Below are 1,150 nucleotides of genomic sequence, written 5' to 3'. Positions count from 1 at the left end.
CACCATCGCCGATCAGGTGCAGGCGGTCATCGCCACACTGTTCATGGGTTTGCTGACCGCCGCTGTAGAAACTGCGGGTGAGGGTGTCCTGCAACACTCGGTCACACAGCTTGCCGCTGGGGTCGTAGCGGTAGAGGCAGCTCTGGCCGTTGTAGTCGATGCGCTCCAGGCGGTCCTGGGCGTTCCAGGCCATGCTGCGGCCCAGGCTGTCGGAGACCACGCGGCCACAGGCGTCGTAGGTGAGGGTGATGGTTTGCGGCCAACTGGCATGGGTATGGCTGATCGCAACCACTTGGGTCGGATCGTCATCGGCATGGGTGAAGCTCGCCTGATCCGTGGTGTCATCGAGAAAGCGAGTCTCGATGCTTTGGTAGCCATCGAGTGCATTGAAGGTGAAGCGCTGTTCGGCAATGGGGTTGCCGAATGGGTCGTGCGGAGCGGCGTCGGCGTTGGCGGAGTAGTGCACCAGGCGGCCACGGCTGTCGTAGGCAAAGGTTTCCGCGCCGTTTTGCTCGCCGTCCTGCCAGGTGCGCGAGAGCACCTGGTCAAGGTCGGAGTAGAGCAGCGTCTGCACGATGACCCGCTCTTCACCGACGCCGTTAACGGTGAAGGTGCAGGTATGTTCGCGGCCCATGGCGTCGTAGGTGATCTGCTTTTCAAGCGTGCGCCCATCGTGTTGCGTGGTCAGGCTGATGGGGCGGGAAAATGCGTCGTAGGCAAACTGCGTGGTCACCTCGCCAACCGTCAGTTCAGTGACCCGACCCTGGGCGTCGAAGCTGCGTTTGTGCGGGGTGCCGCTCGTATCGGTGAAACCGAGCAGGGTGCCACCCAGTGACTCCTGCCAAGTGGTGGTGTGGGTCTGGCCATCCACTGTCCAGCTGTCGGCAAGGGGCTTGCCGGCGGCAGTGAACTGCCATTTCTGGCTGCCCAGCGCATTGCTGGCAGCGACAGGGCGACCGAGCAGAGGGTGGTATTCAAGGCGCTCGGGTGTCTGATCCTGCGCTTCGGTACTGAGCAGTGCATTGCCCAGTACGCCTTCGTAGACAAAGTCGATGCGTTTGCCATCGGCCAGGGTGTTGGCCGTAGGTGGCAGTTGCCCTGCGCGGTAGTGATACCCGGTCGTGCGCCCGGCAACCTGCACCGAGCGTTG

Annotated in this window: 1 protein-coding gene; it reads right to left on the bottom strand. The window is 62.9% G+C overall.

The features are described 5' to 3' along the window. On the bottom strand, positions 1-1,150 hold a 1,150-nt coding region (locus HU720_RS23925), incomplete at both ends, for an RHS repeat protein (RefSeq protein WP_186523623.1).

The organism is Pseudomonas sp. SWRI51 (genome assembly GCF_014268825.1).
In the GTDB taxonomy this organism is placed as follows: domain Bacteria; phylum Pseudomonadota; class Gammaproteobacteria; order Pseudomonadales; family Pseudomonadaceae; genus Aquipseudomonas; species Aquipseudomonas farsensis.
Note: the sequence above shows the minus strand (reverse complement) of the source record. Positions and strands in the feature narration are given on the sequence as shown.